Consider the following 18378-nt stretch of genomic DNA (forward strand, 5'->3'; position numbering starts at 1 on the left):
ATATTCTATACTCTATATTCTATACTCTATATTCTATTCTCTAAAAAAAATAACGGGATGAAGAATGCAGGATACACAGTATTGAAGTCTTTATTCTTTGTTCTGTACTCTTTACTCTATATTCTATTCTCTAAAAAAAAAAATAATGGGATGAAGAATGCAGGATACGTAGTATTGAAGTCTTTATTCTTTGCTCTTTATTCTATTTTCTAAAAAAAAGCACAATTTATGGCTCATAATTCATAATTAATACATACTTTTGCAGCCTTAACGAGAGGAGGTGTCAATATTATGTTAATTATACCAATTAAAGACGGAGAAAATATCGATAGAGCATTAAAGCGCTATAAAAGAAAATTTGATAAAACAGGAACTGTTCGTCAACTAAGAGCACGTACTGCTTTTATTAAGCCTTCTGTTATCAAAAGAGCTCAAATTCAAAAAGCGGCTTACATTCAAACATTGAGAGATAGTTTAGAGAGTTAGTAGTAGCTTTTTTTAAAATAATTACCGTTAGTTATCAAAAAGAATTAATTTTGATACTAACGGTTTTTTTTGTGTTTAATTTTAAGCTGAGTTGGTTTTCTTTTTATCGGACTAACAGGTGTTGTAAGAATTGTGTTTTTATGAAATCAAATATAGAGGCGTTTCGTGATTATCTGGAGTTGGAGAAGAAGTATTCGGTTCATACGGTTACGGCTTATTTGAATGATGTTTTTTCTTTTAAAGAATTTAATGGAGTTAATTTTGAGCAAGAGGGAATTGAGGGGGTGAATTACGGTCAAATTAGAAGTTGGATTGTTTCTTTAGTGGATGAGGGTGTTTCGAATGTTTCTGTCAATCGAAAAATGTCGTCTTTGAAAGCGTTTTATCGGTTTCTTTTGAAAACAAGGCAAATTGAAGTGAATCCGATGTTAAAGCATAAAGCATTGAAAACGCCTAAGATTATTCAGATTCCTTTTTCTGAAAAAGAGTTGACTGATTTGTTGTTGAAGGTTGGTGATCCTTGCGGGTTTGAGGAGGTTCGTGACAGGCTTATTGTGGATTTGTTTTATGCCACCGGGATAAGGAGGGCTGAGTTGATTCATTTGATGAAATGTAATGTTGATTTGTCATCTGGTTTGTTAAAGGTTTTAGGGAAGAGAAATAAAGAGCGTATTGTTCCGATATTGCCAATAATTGCGGGGCAGATGAAATTGTATTTACAGGAAAGGACTTTGATTGAAAAGGTGGTAGATGAGGATTATTTTTTTATTTCAGGCAAAGGGTTAAAATTGAGTGAATCTTTTGTGTATCGATTAATAAATTCTTACTTTAGTAAAGTCTCTGAAAAGGTAAAAAAGAGTCCGCATGTGCTTCGGCATACTTTTGCGACTCATTTATTAAATAACGGAGCAGATTTAAATTCAGTTAAGGAATTATTGGGACATTCGAGTTTAGCGTCTACACAGGTTTATACTCACAATAGTTTAGCGGAGCTTAAAAAAGTGTATGCAAATGCGCATCCTAGGAATAAACAATAGTTCTGAAATGTTTAACCCTAAAATTTGTATTATGAAGGTAGATGTTCATGCAGTTAACTTTACTGTTGACAGAAAATTGGTAGATTTTATTCAGGAGAGAATGGATAAATTGGAGAAATATTATGATCGTGTTGTTTCGGCGGATGTTTTTTTGAAAGTTGAAAGAACAAGTGATAAAGAGAATAAAGCAGTAGAGATTAAGATTAATGTACCGGGGGATGATTTTTTGGTTAAAAAGCAGTGCAAGACATTCGAAGAGGCAGTTGAACTTTCAGCAGAATCTTTAGAAAGATTACTTGTTAAAAGGAAAGAAAAAATAAGAGCACATATATAATTGAAATTTTTTTCAAAAAATGTTTTGATTCAAAGATAAAATAGCTACATTTGCAGTCCGTTAGAAATAGCGGACTTTTTTAATGCAATTGCCGATGTAGCTCAGCTGGCTAGAGCAGCTGATTTGTAATCAGCAGGTCGTGGGTTCGAGTCCCTCTATCGGCTCAAAAATATTTCAAATGCGATTTGAAATTGGTTCTTAAAAATTATTGAAAAAGGTTTGTGGTTAGTAGGGTGAGGTTTTTAGGTTAGATCTAAAATCGGAATTCTGAAATCATAAATTATTAAGGGGAGATACTCAAGCGGCCAACGAGGGCAGACTGTAAATCTGCTGTGTGAACTTCGCAGGTTCGAATCCTGCTCTCCCCACAAATAAAGAAGAAGTTAAGGTTTTGGGCTATCGGTTTCGGGTTTTTAAAAGCTGAGATCTAAATCTAAAAGTCAGAACTCTCTGCCGACTTAGCTCAGGGGTAGAGTGCTTCCTTGGTAAGGAAGAGGTCACGGGTTCAATTCCCGTAGTTGGCTCAAGTAAGTAGGAAATTGAAAATTAATATATAACTAAGATTAAAAATTAAGTAAAATGGCAAAGGAGAATTTTAATCGTTCCAAACCGCACTTAAACATAGGTACAATTGGACACGTGGATCACGGAAAAACTACATTAACTGCAGCAATTACAAAAGTATTGTCTGATGCTGGTTACTGTCAAGCAAAATCGTTTGATCAAATCGATAACGCTCCAGAGGAGAAAGAAAGAGGTATTACTATTAATACATCACACGTAGAGTATGAAACAGCTAACCGTCACTACGCTCACGTTGACTGTCCAGGTCACGCGGATTACGTAAAGAACATGGTTACTGGAGCAGCTCAAATGGACGGAGCTATCTTAGTAGTTGCTGCTACAGATGGTCCAATGCCACAAACTCGTGAGCACATCCTTTTAGGTCGTCAGGTTGGTATTCCAAGAATCGTTGTTTTCATGAACAAAGTGGATATGGTTGATGATGCTGAGTTGTTAGAGCTTGTTGAAATGGAAATTAGAGATTTATTATCTTTCTACGAATATGATGGAGATAATGGTCCTGTAGTTCAAGGTTCTGCTTTAGGAGGATTGAATAATGATCCTGCTTGGGTACCAAAAATCATTGAATTAATGGAAGCTGTTGATGCTTGGATCGAAGAGCCAGTGCGTGACGTAGCAAAACCATTCTTGATGCCGGTTGAAGACGTATTTACAATTACTGGTCGTGGAACTGTTGCTACAGGTCGTATCGAAACAGGTATTGCTAATACAGGAGATCCAGTTGAAATCATTGGTATGGGAGCTGATAAATTAACTTCTACTATTACAGGAGTTGAGATGTTCCGTAAAATCCTTGATAGAGGTGAAGCTGGAGATAACGTAGGTTTATTGTTAAGAGGTATTGATAAAGAATCTATCAAAAGAGGAATGGTTATCATTAAGCCAGGATCAGTAAAACCACACGCTACTTTCAAAGCAGAGGTTTATATCTTGAAAAAAGAAGAAGGTGGACGTCATACTCCATTCCACAATAACTACCGTCCACAGTTCTACGTACGTACAACTGACGTAACAGGAGTTATTACTTTACCAGAAGGAGTAGAGATGGTAATGCCAGGAGATAACTTGACTATCAATGTTGCTTTATTAAGCCCAATCGCTATGAGTGTTGGTTTACGTTTCGCTATCCGTGAAGGTGGTAGAACTGTAGGAGCAGGTCAGGTAACTGAAATCGTAGGATAATCCTATAAAAAATAAAAAAAAAGCCAGCTGATTTTCTTAATTGAAATCACTGGCTTTTAATTACGGGCGTAGTTCAAGGGTAGAATAGCGGTCTCCAAAACCGTTGATGGGGGTTCGAATCCCTCCGCCCGTGCAATAAAAAAATATATCAAATGACAAAAGTTACTAATTATTTATCAGAGGCTTTCGAAGAGTTAAAGTCAAATGTTACTTGGCCAGCTTGGGCTGAGGTTCAAAAATTGACAATTGTTGTAGCTGTATTTTCGATTCTGTTCGCTTTGGCAACATGGGGAGTAGACGAATTTTTTGCAAAAGCTTTGGCTGGATTTTTTAACTGGTTAAAAGGATAATTTTTTTTGTGATGGCAGATAATAATGTGAAAAAATGGTATGTGGTTAGAGCTGTAAGCGGGCAAGAAAACAAAGTCAAAGCTTACATCGAAACTGAGATTGCCAGATTAGGTATGGGCGATTATGTTTCCCAAGTTTTAGTACCTACAGAAAAAGTAGTTACTGTAAAAGAAGGAAAGAAAATGTCTAAGGATAAAGTTTATTTCCCTGGATATGTTATGATCGAAGCCAATTTAGTTGGTGAGATACCTCATATTATTAAGTCAATTACTAGTGTAATTGGGTTTTTAGGTGAGATCAAAGGCGGGGAACCGGTTCCTTTGAGACTTTCTGAAGTAAATAGAATGTTAGGTAAAGTGGATGAGTTGGCTGTTAATACAGATACTCGTGCTATTCCTTTCAGCCTGGGTGAAACGGTAAAAGTGATCGATGGTCCTTTTAACGGGTTTAACGGTTCGGTTGAAAAAATCAATGAAGAAAAGCGTAAACTTGAAGTTATGGTTAAGATTTTCGGAAGAAAGACACCATTAGAATTGAGCTTTATGCAAGTAGAAAAAGTATAATTTTTTGTTACACTATAATAAACCATTGTAATCGCTTCCATTGATTACAGTGATAAATTTTTTAAAAATGGCTAAAGAAATTAGTAAGGTAGTTAAACTACAAGTTAAGGGAGGTGCTGCGAACCCGTCGCCACCGGTTGGACCTGCTTTAGGAGCTGCTGGGGTTAATATCATGGAGTTCTGTAAGCAATTTAATGCTAGAACTCAGGATAAACCTGGCAAAATTTGCCCAGTGCAAATCACTGTGTATAAAGACAAATCATTTGATTTTGTCGTTAAGACTCCTCCAGCAGCAGTTCAGTTAATGGAAGCTGCAAAGCTAAAATCTGGTTCTGGTGAGCCTAATCGTAAAAAAGTAGCTAGCGTTACTTGGGAACAAATTAGAACTATTGCTGAAGACAAAATGCCGGACTTAAACGCTTTCACAATTGAGAAAGCTATGAGTATGGTTGCTGGAACAGCTAGATCTATGGGTATAACTGTATCAGGAGATGCTCCTTTTTAATTAAGAAAAAGACATGGCAAAATTAACAAAAAAGCAAAAAGAGGCTGCTTCAAAAATTGAAAAGAACAAATTATACTCTCTAAAAGATGCTGCGGCATTATTGAAAGTTGTTGCTTCTGCAAAATTTGATGAGTCTGTTGATATCGCAGTTCGTTTGGGTGTAGATCCTAGAAAAGCGAATCAAATGGTAAGAGGTGTGGTTACATTACCTCACGGAACAGGTAAAGATGTTAAAGTATTAGCATTAGTTACTCCAGATAAAGAAGCGGAAGCTAAAGAAGCTGGTGCAGACTATGTAGGTCTTGACGATTATTTACAAAAAATTAAAGACGGTTGGACTGATGTTGATGTAATCATCACTATGCCAGCTGTTATGGGTAAATTAGGTCCATTAGGTCGTATTTTAGGACCTAGAGGTTTAATGCCAAACCCTAAAACAGGTACTGTAACTATGGATGTTGCAAAAGCTGTTGCAGAGGTTAAAGCTGGTAAAATTGACTTTAAAGTTGATAAAACTGGTATCGTTCACGCAGGAATTGGTAAAGTTTCTTTTGGAGCTGAGCAAATTGTTGACAACGCACACGAAATTATTCAAACATTAATAAAACTTAAACCAACTGCTGCTAAAGGTACCTACATTAAAGGTATTCACCTTACAAGCACTATGAGTCCTGCTATTGCATTAGACCCAAAAGCAGTATAATTGGTAGTTAAAAATTTTTAGTATGACTAGAGAAGAAAAATCAATCGCGATTGAAAATTTAACTGCGCAGTTAGCTGGTACAAATATCATTTATGTATCTGATATTTCTGGTTTAAACGCAGAGACAACTTCAAACTTACGTAGAGCTTGTTTTAAAGCTGGAATCAAATTAGAAGTTGTTAAGAACACTTTGCTTGCAAAAGCAATGGAAGCTTCTGCTAATGATTATGGTGATTTACCAACAGTTTTAACTGGTAACAGTGCTATATTTATTTCTGATGTAGCTAATGCTCCTGGAAAAATTATCAAAGATTTCCGTAAGAAATCTGATAAACCAGTTTTAAAAGGTGCTTTCATTAATAATGAAATTTACATTGGAGATAATCAATTAGATGCATTAGCAACTATTAAGTCTAAAGAAGAACTTCTTGGAGAACTTATCGGATTATTGCAATCACCAGCTCAAAGAATTATTTCTGCTTTACAAAACAAATTTGCTGGTAGCGAAGAAGAAACTGAAGCATAATAATTATCGCAGGGAGTTTATTCTCCTTGCTGCTTAAATAGCGCACAATAAACAAAATATAATTTTACAAATCATTTTAAACGATAGAAAAAATGGCAGATTTGAAACAATTCGCAGAACAATTAGTTAACTTAACAGTTAAAGAAGTTAACGAATTAGCAACAATATTAAAAGACGAGTATGGTATCGAGCCTGCTGCTGCAGCTGTAGTAGTTGCTGCTGGTGGTGGAGAAGGTACTCAAGAAGAAGCACAAACTGAATTTACAGTTGTATTGAAAGAAGCTGGAGCTTCTAAATTAGCTGTTGTAAAATTAGTAAAAGAACTTACAGGTTTAGGTCTTAAAGAAGCTAAAGATGTAGTTGACGGTGCTCCAAGTAACGTTAAAGAAGGTGTTTCTAAAGAAGAGGCTGAAGGTCTTAAAAAATCATTAGAAGAAGCTGGAGCTGTAGTTGAGCTTAAATAATTTAACTCAGTTTTAAGAACTAGGTTTAGGTCCTGAGTTAACACTCAAAGGCCTAAACCATTTTTCGTATAATAAAATACATTAAATTTTATTATCAAATAGTTTAAAATACGGAAGAGTTTTTGATCAATACGAAGAAAAAAAATGGAACTTGGTTTATCCGGTTTATTTTTAAAGATGTGTTGATTCTAAAAAGAAAGTATAAACTAAACAATGTGTTTTACACAAAAAACTACTTTTTTTTAATCAAAATTTTGTTCATTGATGATAACAAATCAGACTGAAAGATTGAATTTTGCCTCTACAAAAAATATTCCTGACTATCCGGATTTTCTAGATGTTCAGGTTAAATCTTTTAAAGATTTTTTTCAATTAGAAACTAAATCTGACGAAAGAGGCAACGAAGGTCTATACAACACCTTCATGGAAAACTTTCCAATTACAGATACAAGAAACAACTTTGTATTGGAGTTCCTGGATTATTTTGTAGACCCACCACGTTATACAATTCAAGAATGTATAGAGAGAGGACTTACCTATAGTGTGCCTTTAAAAGCCAGGTTAAAACTATACTGTACAGACCCAGAACACGAAGATTTTGAAACTATTGTACAAGATGTTTATCTTGGAACAATTCCTTACATGACACCAAGTGGTACCTTTGTAATTAATGGTGCCGAGCGTGTAGTAGTATCTCAGCTACACCGTTCTCCTGGGGTTTTCTTTGGACAATCATTCCACGCAAATGGAACAAAATTATATTCTGCCAGAGTAATTCCTTTTAAAGGATCCTGGATAGAATTTTCTACAGATATTAACAGCGTTATGTACGCGTATATCGATAGAAAGAAAAAATTACCGGTAACAACTTTGTTCCGTGCTATTGGTTTCGAAAGAGATAAGGATATCCTTGAAATTTTCGACTTAGCTGAAGAAATTAAAGTTTCTAAAACAGGTATCAAAAAGTATATTGGAAGAAGACTTGCTGCGCGTGTATTGAACACTTGGCACGAGGATTTCGTTGATGAAGATACCGGAGAGGTAGTTTCTATCGAACGTAACGAAATCATCCTTGATCGTGATACTATTATCGACAAAGATAATGTGGAAGAGATCATCGATTCTAACGTTAAATCTATTTTGTTACACAAAGAGGATAATAACCAAGCTGATTATGCTATTATCCACAACACGTTACAAAAAGATCCAACAAACTCTGAAAAAGAAGCTGTTGAGCATATCTACAGACAATTGCGTAATGCAGAACCGCCTGATGAAGAAACTGCTCGTGGTATTATTGATAAATTGTTCTTCTCTGATCAACGTTATAACTTAGGTGAAGTTGGTCGTTACAGAATGAACAAAAAGTTAGATTTAGATATCCCTATGGACAAGCAAGTGCTTACCAAAGAAGATATCATTACAATCGTGAAATATTTGATCGAATTGATCAACTCAAAAGCTGAGATTGATGATATTGATCACTTATCAAACCGTCGTGTTAGAACAGTTGGAGAACAATTGTCTCAGCAATTCGGTGTTGGTTTAGCACGTATGGCGAGAACTATTCGTGAGAGAATGAACGTTAGAGATAACGAGGTGTTTACACCAATTGATTTGATCAATGCTAAAACATTATCATCAGTTATCAACTCTTTCTTTGGTACAAACCAGTTGTCTCAATTTATGGACCAAACGAATCCATTAGCTGAGATTACACACAAGAGAAGACTTTCTGCACTTGGACCAGGTGGACTTTCGAGAGAAAGAGCTGGTTTCGAGGTTCGTGACGTTCACTATACACACTATGGTCGTTTATGTCCGATTGAAACTCCTGAGGGACCAAACATTGGTTTGATTTCATCTCTTGGTGTTTATGCAAAAGTAAACGGAATGGGATTCATCGAAACTCCATACCGTAAAGTAACTAATGGTGTAGTTGATTTAGAAAGTACTCCAATTTACTTAAGCGCTGAAGAAGAAGAAGGAAAAATGATTGCTCAGGCAAACATTGAAATGGATGAGACTGGTAAAATTACGGCAACTAATGTTATTGCTCGTGAGGAAGGTGACTTCCCGGTTGTTGAACCTTCAGTGGTACATTATACAGACGTTGCACCTAACCAGATTGCTTCGATTTCGGCTTCGTTAATTCCTTTCTTGGAACATGATGATGCGAACCGTGCGTTGATGGGATCTAACATGATGCGTCAGGCGGTTCCTTTGATCCGCCCGGAAGCACCAATCGTTGGTACAGGTTTAGAGCGTCAGGTAGCTTCAGATTCTAGAGTATTAATTAATGCTGAAGGAGATGGAACTGTTGAATACGTTGATGCAAATATCATTACTATCAAATACGACCGTACTGAAGATGAAAGAATGGTAAGTTTTGATGCTGATGAGAAAACATACAACTTAATTAAATTTAGAAAAACCAATCAGGGAACAAGTATCAACCTGAAACCAATCGTAAGAAAAGGTGACAGAGTGGTTCTTGGACAAGTATTATCAGAAGGATATGCTACTCAAAATGGGGAATTAGCTTTAGGTAGAAACTTAAAAGTTGCGTTCATGCCATGGAAAGGGTATAACTTTGAGGATGCGATTGTAATTTCTGAAAAAGTAGTTCGTGATGATATTTTTACTTCTATCCACGTTGATGATTATTCATTAGAGGTTAGAGATACTAAGTTAGGAAACGAAGAGTTAACAAACGATATTCCTAACGTTTCTGAAGAAGCTACTAAAGATTTAGATGAAAACGGTATGATTAGAATTGGAGCAGAGGTTAAGCCTGGCGACATTTTGATCGGAAAAATTACACCAAAAGGAGAATCAGATCCTACTCCGGAAGAGAAATTGCTTCGTGCAATCTTCGGGGATAAAGCAGGTGATGTAAAAGATGCTTCATTGAAAGCTTCTCCATCTTTACATGGTGTAGTTCTTGACAAAAAATTATTTGCAAGAGCCGTTAAGGATAAACGTAAACGTACTCAGGATAAAGATGCTTTAGGCGCTTTAGAAATGGAATTCGAAACTAAGTTTGTTGAATTAAAAGACAGATTAGTAGAGAAATTATTCCTGATCGTTAACGGAAAAACATCTCAGGGTGTAATGAACGATTTGGGTGAAGAAGTTTTACCAAAAGGTAAAAAATATACTCAAAAAATGCTTTACGCAGTAGAGGATTTTGCTCACTTGAGCAAAGGTCAATGGGTTGCCGATGACGCTACAAATAAAATGGTTAATGATTTAATTCATAACTATAAAATTAAGCTGAACGACTTACAAGGATCTTTAAGAAGAGAGAAATTCACTATTACAGTTGGAGATGAATTACCATCTGGAATCTTGAAATTGGCTAAAATCTATATCGCTAAAAAACGTAAGTTAAAAGTAGGTGATAAAATGGCGGGACGTCACGGTAACAAAGGTATTGTTGCAAGAATCGTTCGTCATGAGGATATGCCATTCTTAGAAGATGGAACACCGGTAGATATCGTATTGAATCCACTTGGGGTACCTTCTCGTATGAACATTGGTCAGATTTATGAAACTGTTCTTGGATGGGCTGGTATGAACTTGGGTAGAAAATTTGCTACTCCAATTTTTGACGGTGCTTCTTTAGACCAAATCAATGCTTTGACTGATGAAGCTGGAGTACCACGTTTCGGACATACACACCTTTATGATGGTGGTACCGGAGAGCGTTTCCATCAAGCTGCAACTGTGGGTGTAATTTACATGCTTAAATTAGGACACATGGTTGATGATAAGATGCACGCACGTTCTATCGGACCATACTCATTGATTACGCAACAGCCACTTGGAGGTAAAGCTCAATTTGGAGGTCAGCGTTTCGGAGAGATGGAGGTTTGGGCACTTGAGGCTTATGGAGCTTCTAGTACACTACGTGAAATCTTAACGGTGAAGTCTGATGACGTTATCGGTAGAGCTAAAACTTACGAGGCTATCGTTAAGGGTGAAACTATGCCAGAACCAGGTTTACCAGAATCATTCAATGTATTAATGCACGAATTGAAAGGTCTAGGTCTAGATCTTCGTTTGGAAGAATAAATAAAAGTTTTCAGTCGCAGTCTCAGCATTCAGTTACAACTGAAAACTGAGACTGCTAACTGTTACTAATAATGTTAGAAGTTTTTAAAGATTTATACCCGTAACCCGTTCCGATTTTTTATAGTAATGCAAGGCATTCTATAACTAGCGCTTCAAATTAAATTTTGAAGTTTTGAGAAGTAACCCGAGGTAGTATTTTGAATGCCATAGGCCTTAAGCTATAAGCCGTAAGCACGAGCATAAAGCTTACAGCCTAATGCATATAGCGTCAAAAAAAATCAATTTTTTAATTGCAAAATAAATCAATAGTAAAAACTATGATGAATAACAGAAACAATAAAGACAAAAATCCAGTAAAAAGATTTAACAAAATTTCTATTGGATTGGCTTCACCAGAATCTATCCTGAAAGAATCAAGAGGAGAGGTTTTAAAGCCGGAAACTATTAACTACAGAACTCACAAACCAGAGCGTGACGGACTTTTCTGCGAAAGAATCTTCGGACCAGTAAAAGATTTCGAATGTGCTTGTGGTAAGTATAAAAGAATTCGTTACAAAGGTATCATTTGCGACCGTTGTGGTGTTGAAGTTACAGAGAAAAAAGTACGTCGTGACAGAGTAGGACACATCAATCTTGTTGTGCCTATTGCTCACATCTGGTATTTCCGTTCTCTTCCAAACAAAATTGGTTATATCCTTGGTCTTCCGTCTAAGAAATTAGATATGATCATTTACTACGAAAGATATGTAGTAATTCAAGCAGGTATTGCTAAAAATGCAGATGGAGAATCTTTACAAAGATTAGATTTCTTAACGGAAGAAGAATACTTAAACATTTTAGATACTCTTCCGCAGGAAAACCAATATTTAGATGATTTAGATCCAAATAAATTTGTTGCCAAAATGGGAGCAGAGTGTATTATGGATTTATTAGCTCGTATTGACTTAGATGCTTTATCTTATGAATTGAGACACAGCGCTAACAACGAGACTTCTAAACAAAGAAAAACGGAGGCTTTAAAAAGATTACAAGTTGTGGAATCTTTCCGTGAGTCTAACTTAAACCGCGAAAATCGTCCGGAATGGATGATTATGAAAGTGGTTCCAGTTATCCCGCCAGAATTACGTCCGCTTGTACCACTTGATGGAGGTCGTTTTGCAACTTCAGATTTGAACGATTTATATCGTCGTGTAATCATCCGTAACAACCGTTTGAAAAGATTAATGGAGATTAAAGCTCCTGAAGTGATCTTGAGAAACGAGAAACGTATGTTACAAGAATCTGTAGATTCATTATTTGATAACACTCGTAAAGCTTCTGCTGTTAAAACAGAATCAAACAGACCATTAAAATCATTATCTGACTCTTTAAAAGGTAAACAAGGACGTTTCCGTCAAAACCTTTTAGGAAAACGTGTGGATTATTCTGCTCGTTCAGTAATCGTCGTTGGTCCTGAGTTAAAATTATACGAATGCGGATTGCCAAAAGATATGGCTTCTGAATTATACAAACCTTTCGTTATCCGTAAATTGATTGAAAGAGGTATTGTAAAAACAGTAAAATCTGCTAAGAAAATAATCGATAAAAAAGAGCCGGTAGTTTGGGATATCCTTGAAAACGTAATTAAAGGACACCCGGTATTACTAAACCGTGCTCCTACTTTGCACAGATTAGGTATCCAGGCATTCCAGCCAAAATTAATTGAAGGAAAAGCGATTCAGTTACACCCATTAGTATGTACGGCGTTTAACGCGGATTTTGATGGTGACCAGATGGCGGTTCACTTACCATTAGGACCAGAGGCTATTTTAGAGGCACAATTATTAATGTTGGCTTCTCACAATATCCTTAACCCTGCAAATGGTGCTCCAATTACTGTACCTTCTCAGGATATGGTCTTGGGTCTATACTATATGACCAAAGAGCGTATTTCTACAGAGGATCACATTATTTTAGGTCAGGATTTGACTTTCTATTCTGCTGAAGAAGTAAACATTGCATTAAACGAAGGAAGATTAGAATTGAATGCTCGTGTGAAAATTAGAGCGAAAGATTTTAATGAGGCTGGAGAATTAGTGTACCAAATTATTCAAACAACTGCGGGACGTGTATTATTTAACGAGGTAGTACCTGAAGCAGCCGGATATATCAACGACGTATTGACTAAGAAAAACCTTAGAGATATTATCGGACACATTTTAAGTGTGACTGATGTACCTACAACGGCAGCTTTCTTGGATAATATGAAAGATATGGGTTATAAATTTGCATTTAGAGGAGGTTTATCATTCTCTTTAGGTGATATTAGAATCCCGGAACAAAAAACGAAGTTAATTGCAGATGCCAGAGAGCAAGTTGAAGGTATCTCAACGAACTATAACATGGGTCTTATTACCAATAACGAGCGTTACAACCAGGTTATTGACGTATGGACTTCTGCGAATGCTCAGTTAACAGAGTTAGCAATGAAAAATATTAGAGAAGACCAACAAGGTTTCAACTCTGTATATATGATGCTTGACTCTGGGGCGAGGGGTTCTAAGGAGCAGATTCGTCAGTTAACAGGTATGCGTGGTTTGATGGCTAAGCCTAAAAAATCTACTGCCGGTGGTGGTGAGATTATTGAAAACCCGATTCTTTCTAACTTTAAGGAAGGTCTTTCGATTCTTGAGTACTTCATTTCTACTCACGGTGCTCGTAAAGGTCTTGCGGATACCGCTCTTAAAACGGCGGATGCTGGTTACTTAACAAGAAGGCTTCATGACGTTTCTCAGGATGTTATTGTTAACATCGAGGATTGTGGAACTTTAAGAGGTGTTGAAGTTTCTGCATTGAAGAAAAATGAGGAAATCGTTGAATCATTAGGAGAAAGAATTTTAGGACGTGTTGCATTGCAAGATGTTATTAATCCTTTAACTAATGAAGTATTAGTTCAATCAGGTCACCAAATTACGGAGGCTATTATGAAGACTATCGAAGCTTCTCCTATTGAAAGAGTAGAAGTTAGATCTCCATTAACTTGTGAGGCTTTAAAAGGTATTTGTGCTAAATGTTACGGTAGAAACTTAGCTACCGGTAAGATGACACAAAGAGGTGAAGCTGTCGGAGTTATTGCAGCTCAGTCTATTGGAGAGCCTGGTACACAGTTAACACTTCGTACGTTCCACGTTGGAGGGGTTGCAGGAGGTATCTCTGAAGAGTCTAGTATTGTTACAAGATTCGCAGGTAGACTTGAGATTGAAGATTTAAAAACGGTTAAAGGTGAGGACAGCGAAGGTAATGCGGTAGATATCGTAGTATCACGTTCAACGGAGTTAAAATTAGTTGATGAGAAAACTGGAATCGTTTTAAATACACATAATATTCCTTACGGTTCTAGTATCTTTGTTAAAGATGGTGAAGCTGTAGCTAAAGGAACTGTAATTTGTAAGTGGGATCCATATAACGGTGTAATTGTTTCTGAATTTACGGGTAAAATTGCTTACGAAGATTTAGAGCAAGGACAATCGTACATGGTTGAAATTGATGAGCAAACCGGATTCCAGGAGAAAGTAATTTCTGAGGCGAGAAACAAAAAATTAATCCCAACTTTATTGGTTTACGGTAAAGAAGGTGAATTGATTCGTTCGTACAACTTACCAGTAGGGGCACACTTAATGGTTGAGAATGGTGAGAAAATTAAAGCAGGTAAAGTATTAGTGAAAATCCCTCGTCGTTCTTCTAAAGCAGGCGATATTACAGGAGGTCTTCCAAGAATTACCGAGTTGCTTGAGGCTCGTAACCCTTCAAACCCGGCAGTTGTTTCTGAGATCGACGGTGTTGTTTCTTTCGGTAAAATCAAAAGAGGTAACCGTGAGATCGTTATCGAATCTAAATTTGGTGAGATTAAAAAGTATTTAGTTAAACTTTCAAGCCAGATCTTAGTTCAGGAAAATGACTTCGTAAGAGCAGGAGTACCATTGTCTGACGGTGCAATTACACCAGATGACATCTTAAGAATTCAAGGACCGGCTGCTGTTCAACAGTACTTGGTAAATGAAATTCAAGAGGTATACCGTCTTCAAGGGGTAAAAATTAATGACAAGCACTTTGAGGTAGTAATTCGTCAAATGATGCGTAAAGTAAGAGTTCAGGATCCGGGTGATACTTTATTCTTAGAGGATCAATTAATTCACACTAAAGATTTCATCGTTCAAAACGATAAATTATACGGTATGAAAGTAGTTGAAGATGCTGGTGATTCTGCGGTATTAAAACCAGGTCAGATCATTACTCCTCGTGAATTACGTGATGAAAACTCATTGTTGAAACGAAATGATAAAAATCTGGTTGTAGCCAGAGATGTAATTACTGCAACTGCAACGCCAGTTTTACAAGGTATTACAAGAGCTTCGCTACAAACTAAATCATTCATTTCTGCGGCTTCATTCCAGGAGACAACGAAAGTACTTAACGAAGCTGCTGTAGCTGGTAAAGTAGATGATTTAGAAGGATTGAAAGAAAATGTAATTGTTGGACACAGAATTCCTGCGGGAACTGGTATGAGAGAATACGATAACACTATCGTAGGATCTAAAGACGATTACAATGAAATGATGGCTAATAAAGAAGAATATATTTATTAATATTAGGAACCTATGAGTAATCCGAACCAACAACAAGAACAGATTAATATCGAGTTAGATGAAACTATTGCAGAAGGAATTTATTCTAATCTGGCGATTATCAATCACTCATCATCAGAATTTGTTTTAGATTTTGTGAGTATTATGCCTGGTATTCCTAAAGCCAAAGTAAAGTCAAGAATTGTCTTGACACCACAACATGCTAAAAGATTATTAAAAGCAATTGGTGAAAATATTCATCGTTTTGAAGTCGCTCATGGCGAAATCAAAGAGACAGAACAAGCTCCAATACCGCTTAATTTTGGTCCTGCGGGACAAGCATAAACTTAAAAGCCCCAGTAATGGGGCTTTTTTTATGGAAAAAACTAAATTTCTAAGGTAAATTTTGGTTCAGTACAAAATGTTAGGAGTGGATAGAAGTTATTCCTTTATTAACGATTTCAGCTCTTCATTTAAGAGAGCATTTTGTTACGGCTGATTTTATAATTAGTGTTCTCTACCGGTATAACTATTTGAAATATTTAAAAATAGGCCGAAAACCCAAAAGCATGAAAATAGTGTAACACACTATAAATTAAGATAATGAATCATATTGCCCTGAAAGGGTATAAGCAATTACAGGAAAGTCAGGTAAAGAAAGTTTTGATGACTTTTACCACTGTGATAAAACGGATGTGTGAATTTTGTCAATCGCTACAAATCCTGGTGCATTTGCGAGTAAAGCAATCAAGAAATGCTGTTCAACGGATATATTTTTACTTTCGTCGACAAAATTTCTTGTTGTAAATGAATTGTACTAGCTTGCGATCGCTTATATAAAAAGATAATATTTTTTGGAGTATAAAAACTAATTAAGGTTGGATTAATTCAAATTAAAAAAAAGCGCTAATTGTAAAAAATTAGCGCTTTTTTTATAGCTGAAATTTTGAAATTTCTTAGTCAAATTCCGAAGTAAAGAACAGTTTTACACTTGGGTATTTGCTTTGTGTCATTTGTATCGTGAAGTCAGAATCAGCCAGGAATACCAACTGACCATATTTATCATGTGCAAGGAATTTTTGTTTGATACGCTTAAATTCTTTGAATTCATCATTTTTTGCATCATCAGGTTTTACCCAGCAAGCTTTGTGAACCGGAAAGTTTTCATAAGTACATTTTGCACCATATTCGTGCTCTAAACGATACTGAATTACCTCGTATTGAAGCGCTCCAACAGTACCAATTACTTTACGGTTGTTCATTTCTAAGGTAAACAACTGCGCCACACCTTCATCCATTAACTGGTCCACACCTTTGTCTAATTGCTTAGCCTTCATAGGATCGGCATTGTTAATGTATCGGAAATGTTCAGGAGAGAAACTTGGAATTCCTTTGAAACTCATGATTTCGCCTTCGGTTAAGGTATCCCCAATTTTGAAATTTCCGGTATCGTGTAGTCCAACAATATCTCCCGGATAAGAAATGTCTACAATTTCTTTTTTCTCTGCAAAGAAAGCATTCGGGCTCGAGAATTTTAAATTTTTCTTTTGACGAACGTGGTAATAAGGTTTGTTTCTTTCAAAAGTTCCTGAAACAATTTTAATAAAAGCCAAACGGTCTCTGTGTTTAGGATCCATATTCGCGTGGATTTTGAAGACAAAACCGGACATTTTTTCTTCTTTCGGGTTCACCAAACGAGTTTCAGAATCTTTTGGTCTTGGAGACGGAGCAATGGTAACGAAACAATCTAACAATTCACGAACTCCAAAATTGTTCAAAGCTGAACCAAAAAAGACAGGTTGCAGTTTACCATCTAAATAATCCTGACGATCAAATTTTGGATACACTTCGTCAATTAGTTCTAATTCTTCACGAAGTTTTTCAGCTGCTTTTTGACCTACAATTTTATCTAATTCCGGATTGTTCTGAACATCAGAGAAAGCAATTGTCTCTTCGATATTTTTACGACTGTCTCCACTAAAAAGATTGATATTTTCTTCCCAAAGATTATAAATCCCCTGAAAATCATACCCCATACCAATTGGGAAACTTAAAGGTGTAACCGTAAGTCCAAGCTTTTGTTCTACTTCGTCCATCAAATCAAAAGCATCTTTTCCTTCACGGTCTAATTTGTTGATGAAAACAATCATAGGAATGTTACGCATTCTACAAACTGCGACTAACTTCTCTGTTTGTTCTTCGACCCCTTTAGCAACGTCAATTACAACAATAACACTATCAACAGCGGTTAAAGTTCTAAAAGTATCTTCGGCAAAATCCTTGTGTCCCGGAGTATCAAGAATGTTGATTTTTTTGTCTTTATAATTAAAAGCAAGTACAGAGGTTGAAACCGAAATACCTCTTTGGCGTTCGATTTCCATGAAATCACTCGTGGCTCCTTTTTTAATTTTATTGTTTTTTACAGCTCCCGCTTCCTGAATAGCACCTCCGAACAACAATAATTTTTCAGTTAAAGTTGTTTTACCGGCATCAGGATGCGATATAATTCCAAATGTTCTTCTGCGTTGTATTTCTTTTAAAAAGCTCATATTTCGTATAAATAGGTTGCAAAAGTACTATTAATTACGGCTTAATAAAAATATTCACTTCTTAAATTGGGAACCTCATTACAATATTGAGCAAGGATGCTGTAAATTTTACCACCGGTCAGATTTTTTGATACAAGACTTTGTCGTGGGTGCTCTTCTATTCTCTACTATTACTCTATTTTGCTTTTAGTTCAGGAGGAAATTACATCTATAATGGGATAAGTTAGAAGCTTATACAAACAAAAAAGGAATAATTAAGTATTGTACTGGATAAATACATTTGACTTTTCAGTTGTATTGTTATTATTTAAAATTTGATTCAGGCAAGATTCTCAACATATAATACTAGGAAAATACCAATATGCCTTGATCTAGAGAAAAAGTTGGCTATTTGTAGTTTACCCCCCCCTTAT

At 36.1% G+C, this 18378-nt stretch carries 14 protein-coding genes and 4 tRNA genes; 17 read left to right on the forward strand and 1 reads right to left on the reverse strand.

From position 1 onward, the window contains the following. Positions 1 to 291 precede the first annotated feature (291 nt). The 17 genes from rpsU to LNQ34_RS13690 all read left to right on the forward strand — a co-directional run bounded on the left by rpsU (position 292) and on the right by LNQ34_RS13690 (position 15761). Entirely contained in the window at positions 292 to 486 is a 195-nt protein-coding gene (rpsU, locus tag LNQ34_RS13610) for a 30S ribosomal protein S21 (RefSeq protein WP_017496720.1), read from the forward strand. Positions 487 to 626: 140 nt separating this feature from the next. Next, complete coding sequence (locus LNQ34_RS13615) at positions 627 to 1523, forward strand: tyrosine-type recombinase/integrase (RefSeq protein WP_230000144.1); 897 nt, start codon at positions 627 to 629, stop codon at positions 1521 to 1523. 31 nt (positions 1524 to 1554) lie between these two features. Further along, on the forward strand, positions 1555 to 1857 hold the full coding sequence (gene hpf / locus LNQ34_RS13620; RefSeq protein ID WP_017496722.1) for a ribosome hibernation-promoting factor, HPF/YfiA family: 303 nt from the start codon (positions 1555 to 1557) through the stop codon (positions 1855 to 1857). Positions 1858 to 1947: 90 nt separating this feature from the next. Continuing rightward, positions 1948 to 2021: transfer RNA gene (locus LNQ34_RS13625), tRNA-Thr, on the forward strand. Positions 2022 to 2144: 123 nt separating this feature from the next. Then, positions 2145 to 2225: transfer RNA gene (locus tag LNQ34_RS13630), tRNA-Tyr, on the forward strand. Positions 2226 to 2309: 84 nt separating this feature from the next. Beyond that, positions 2310 to 2381, forward strand: a tRNA-Thr gene (locus tag LNQ34_RS13635). Between the two features lie 55 nt (positions 2382 to 2436). Then, the gene (gene tuf / locus LNQ34_RS13640) at positions 2437 to 3624 is read left to right on the forward strand and encodes an elongation factor Tu (protein ID WP_031456758.1); all 1188 of its coding nucleotides are present in this window, start codon (positions 2437 to 2439) and stop codon (positions 3622 to 3624) included. Between the two features lie 62 nt (positions 3625 to 3686). Beyond that, a tRNA-Trp gene (locus LNQ34_RS13645) sits at positions 3687 to 3757 on the forward strand. A 19-nt stretch (positions 3758 to 3776) separates the two neighbouring features. Beyond that, positions 3777 to 3974 carry a preprotein translocase subunit SecE gene (gene secE, locus LNQ34_RS13650; RefSeq protein WP_008466927.1) on the forward strand — a complete coding sequence of 66 codons (198 nt, stop codon included), beginning with the start codon at positions 3777 to 3779 and terminating at the stop codon, positions 3972 to 3974. An 11-nt stretch (positions 3975 to 3985) separates the two neighbouring features. Further along, a complete protein-coding gene (gene nusG / locus LNQ34_RS13655) occupies positions 3986 to 4537 on the forward strand; it encodes a transcription termination/antitermination protein NusG (RefSeq protein ID WP_017496724.1) in 552 nt (183 codons plus the stop codon). A gap of 67 nt (positions 4538 to 4604) precedes the next feature. After that, on the forward strand, positions 4605 to 5042 hold the full coding sequence (rplK, locus tag LNQ34_RS13660) for a 50S ribosomal protein L11 (RefSeq protein WP_008466923.1): 438 nt from the start codon (positions 4605 to 4607) through the stop codon (positions 5040 to 5042). 13 nt (positions 5043 to 5055) lie between these two features. Further along, complete coding sequence (gene rplA / locus LNQ34_RS13665) at positions 5056 to 5745, forward strand: 50S ribosomal protein L1 (RefSeq protein ID WP_017496725.1); 690 nt, start codon at positions 5056 to 5058, stop codon at positions 5743 to 5745. A gap of 22 nt (positions 5746 to 5767) precedes the next feature. Continuing rightward, a complete protein-coding gene (gene rplJ / locus LNQ34_RS13670) occupies positions 5768 to 6271 on the forward strand; it encodes a 50S ribosomal protein L10 (RefSeq protein WP_017496726.1) in 504 nt (167 codons plus the stop codon). A gap of 92 nt (positions 6272 to 6363) precedes the next feature. Further along, positions 6364 to 6735, forward strand: coding sequence for a 50S ribosomal protein L7/L12 (gene rplL / locus LNQ34_RS13675; RefSeq protein WP_202703522.1), 372 nt, complete (start codon positions 6364 to 6366; stop codon positions 6733 to 6735). A 264-nt stretch (positions 6736 to 6999) separates the two neighbouring features. Continuing rightward, a complete protein-coding gene (gene rpoB / locus LNQ34_RS13680) occupies positions 7000 to 10812 on the forward strand; it encodes a DNA-directed RNA polymerase subunit beta (protein WP_202703525.1) in 3813 nt (1270 codons plus the stop codon). 317 nt (positions 10813 to 11129) lie between these two features. After that, positions 11130 to 15437, forward strand: a complete 4308-nt coding sequence (gene rpoC / locus LNQ34_RS13685) for a DNA-directed RNA polymerase subunit beta' (RefSeq protein WP_202703523.1) — start codon at positions 11130 to 11132, stop codon at positions 15435 to 15437. A 12-nt stretch (positions 15438 to 15449) separates the two neighbouring features. Then, positions 15450 to 15761, forward strand: coding sequence for a DUF3467 domain-containing protein (locus tag LNQ34_RS13690; RefSeq protein ID WP_017496730.1), 312 nt, complete (start codon positions 15450 to 15452; stop codon positions 15759 to 15761). Positions 15762 to 16372: 611 nt separating this feature from the next. Here LNQ34_RS13690 and LNQ34_RS13695 read toward each other — a convergent pair. Beyond that, positions 16373 to 17965 (reverse strand): peptide chain release factor 3, encoded by a 1593-nt coding sequence (locus tag LNQ34_RS13695; RefSeq protein WP_230000145.1) that lies wholly within the window; start codon positions 17963 to 17965, stop codon positions 16373 to 16375. Positions 17966 to 18378: the final 413 nt, after the last annotated feature.

Source organism: Flavobacterium lipolyticum (genome assembly GCF_020905335.1).
Taxonomy (GTDB): Bacteria; Bacteroidota; Bacteroidia; order Flavobacteriales; family Flavobacteriaceae; genus Flavobacterium; species Flavobacterium lipolyticum.

Coding starts and splice junctions, on each gene's coding strand:
- LNQ34_RS13615 (WP_230000144.1), top strand. CDS start 627: ATGAAATCAAATATAGAGGCGTTTCGTGATTATCTGGAGTTGGAGAAG.
- nusG (WP_017496724.1), top strand. CDS start 3,986: ATGGCAGATAATAATGTGAAAAAATGGTATGTGGTTAGAGCTGTAAGC.
- rpoB (WP_202703525.1), top strand. CDS start 7,000: ATGATAACAAATCAGACTGAAAGATTGAATTTTGCCTCTACAAAAAAT.
- hpf (WP_017496722.1), top strand. CDS start 1,555: ATGAAGGTAGATGTTCATGCAGTTAACTTTACTGTTGACAGAAAATTG.
- rplL (WP_202703522.1), top strand. CDS start 6,364: ATGGCAGATTTGAAACAATTCGCAGAACAATTAGTTAACTTAACAGTT.
- tuf (WP_031456758.1), top strand. CDS start 2,437: ATGGCAAAGGAGAATTTTAATCGTTCCAAACCGCACTTAAACATAGGT.
- LNQ34_RS13695 (WP_230000145.1), bottom strand. CDS start 17,965: ATGAGCTTTTTAAAAGAAATACAACGCAGAAGAACATTTGGAATTATA.
- rplA (WP_017496725.1), top strand. CDS start 5,056: ATGGCAAAATTAACAAAAAAGCAAAAAGAGGCTGCTTCAAAAATTGAA.
- secE (WP_008466927.1), top strand. CDS start 3,777: ATGACAAAAGTTACTAATTATTTATCAGAGGCTTTCGAAGAGTTAAAG.
- rpsU (WP_017496720.1), top strand. CDS start 292: ATGTTAATTATACCAATTAAAGACGGAGAAAATATCGATAGAGCATTA.
- rplJ (WP_017496726.1), top strand. CDS start 5,768: ATGACTAGAGAAGAAAAATCAATCGCGATTGAAAATTTAACTGCGCAG.
- rpoC (WP_202703523.1), top strand. CDS start 11,130: ATGATGAATAACAGAAACAATAAAGACAAAAATCCAGTAAAAAGATTT.
- LNQ34_RS13690 (WP_017496730.1), top strand. CDS start 15,450: ATGAGTAATCCGAACCAACAACAAGAACAGATTAATATCGAGTTAGAT.
- rplK (WP_008466923.1), top strand. CDS start 4,605: ATGGCTAAAGAAATTAGTAAGGTAGTTAAACTACAAGTTAAGGGAGGT.